Genomic DNA, 2,107 nt, shown 5'->3' on the forward strand with positions numbered 1-2,107 from the left:
GAATCTCGTCCACTACAGCACCGATTTCGTCTTTGATGGCCGGCAGTCCCATCCCTACGGGACAACAGACAAGACCCGGCCCATGAGTGTCTACGGGCGTACCAAGCTGGAAGGGGAAACCCGACTTCTTTCCAACTCATGGCCCGGCCTGCGGATTGTTCGCACGGCCTGGCTCTTTGGCCCTCTCAAGACGAACTTTGTCGACAAAATCTTGACCCTGGCCACCCAACGCGACGAGCTCCGGGTTGTGCACGACCAGATCGGCTCTCCGACCTATACCCCGGACCTGGCCCGGCACAGCGTCGAACTTCTGGAAAAATGCGGCCCCGGCCTCTACCACCTGACCAATTCGGGCCTGGCCAGCTGGTGCGAACTGGCCGCCGAGGCCGTGGCATTTGCCGGACTCCATTGCCGGATCCAGGCCATATCTTCGGCCGAATACCCCCAGCAGGCCGTGCGGCCGGCCTATTCGGTCCTGGACAACGCCGACTTCATCCAGGCCACCGGAATCAAGCCCCGATCATGGACCGCAGCTTTGAGGGAATACGTCATGGCAAGGACCGAAAACTAGATGCTCGTTCGTATCGCCGTCAGGATTTTCTGGATTCTGACTGTGTTTTTGGGCATCACGGTTGTCAGCTTCTGGGTCATTCACCTGGCTCCGGGATCGCCCACCGAGATGCAGACGACTATGAATCCTCTGGCCTCGGCCGCCACCCGGGCCCGTCTGGAAAGCCTCTATGGCCTGGACCGGCCCCTGCATGTTCAATATGTGGACTGGCTGGGCCGCATCGTCCGCCTGGATTTCGGCAATTCCATGAGCGGCGATCATCGGCCAGTCTGGGACAAGATCGCCGAACGTCTGCCCCTGACCCTGACCCTGAATGTTGTCTCCATGGTCCTGGTCCTGGTCATCGGCATTCCCATCGGAGTCATGTCCGCTTGGAGGCCCGGAGGGCTTTTTGATCGCACGGCCACTATCCTCGTCTTCATCGGCTTTGCCATGCCCGGCTTCTGGCTGGCCCTGCTCCTCATGCTGTGGCTTGGCATCCACAATCCGCTCCTGCCCATTTCCGGCCTGACCTCCCTGGACTTCGATTCCCTTGGACCTTGGGGAAAATTCAAAGATCTGGCCGCCCATCTGACCCTGCCGATCCTGGTCTTCACCCTAACAGGCCTGGCCGGCATCTCCCGGTTCATGCGATCGTCCATGCTCGAGGTCCTGCGACAGGACTATATCCTGACCGCACTAGCCAAGGGCCTCCCGCCCCGGACAATCCTCTTCAAGCACGGCCTGCGGAACGCTCTGCTCCCGGTCATCACCATCCTCGGCCTGTCCGTGCCCGGCCTCATCGGCGGCAGCGTCATCATCGAATCCATCTTCGCCCTGCCCGGCCTCGGCCAGCTCTTCTATCAGGGCGTCATGGCCCGGGACTACCCCTTGATCATGGGCAACCTCGTTTTGGGAGCCGTCCTGACCCTGGCCGGCAACATCCTGGCCGATCTGGGCTACGCCCTGGCCGACCCCCGCATCAGATACCGACGGGGGGAAAACTGACATGGTCAGGTCCAGCCTCGGCCTGTTCATCTCCCGGCACGGCCTGTTTCTGATCGGCGCGACCATTGTCGGATTCATGGCCCTGGCCGCCATCCTGGCCCCGGCCCTGGCCCCGGCCGACCCCACCGAACTCGACGTGACCAGCATCCTTCGCCCGCCCGGCGCCGACCATCTCCTGGGAACAGACGCCCTGGGCCGGGACGTCCTCTCCCGCCTCTTGTTCGGGGCCCGGGTCTCCCTGTGGGTCGGCTTCGTGGCCGTGGGCATCTCCGCGGCCATTGGCCTGGTCCTCGGCCTGGTGGCCGGCTACACCGGCGGCTGGGTGGACGAGGTCATCATGCGCCTTGTGGACATCATGCTCTGCTTCCCGTCATTTTTTCTCATCCTGGCCGTCATCGCCTTTCTGGAACCTAGTCTGACCAATATCATGATCGTCATCGGCCTGACCTCATGGATGGGAGTCACCCGTCTGGTCCGGGCCGAAACCCTGACCGTTCGCGAACGTGACTACGTCAAGGCCATGGTCCTGGCCGGGGCCGGACGGTTCCG

3 protein-coding genes are annotated in these 2,107 nt (G+C 62.6%); all 3 read left to right on the forward strand.

Features of this window, described 5'->3' with window-relative positions:
• A partial coding sequence (locus tag EOM25_14240; protein ID NCC26334.1) for an NAD(P)-dependent oxidoreductase occupies positions 1 to 571 on the forward strand: 571 nt, incomplete at its 5' end.
• Entirely contained in the window at positions 572 to 1,558 is a 987-nt protein-coding gene (locus EOM25_14245; GenBank protein NCC26335.1) for an ABC transporter permease, read from the forward strand.
• Between the two features lies 1 nt (position 1,559).
• A partial coding sequence (locus EOM25_14250; protein ID NCC26336.1) for an ABC transporter permease occupies positions 1,560 to 2,107 on the forward strand: 548 nt, incomplete at its 3' end.

This window comes from Deltaproteobacteria bacterium (assembly GCA_009929795.1).
GTDB lineage: Bacteria > Desulfobacterota > Desulfovibrionia > Desulfovibrionales > Desulfomicrobiaceae > RZZR01.

Coding starts and splice junctions, on each gene's coding strand:
- EOM25_14245 (NCC26335.1), top strand. CDS start 572: ATGCTCGTTCGTATCGCCGTCAGGATTTTCTGGATTCTGACTGTGTTT.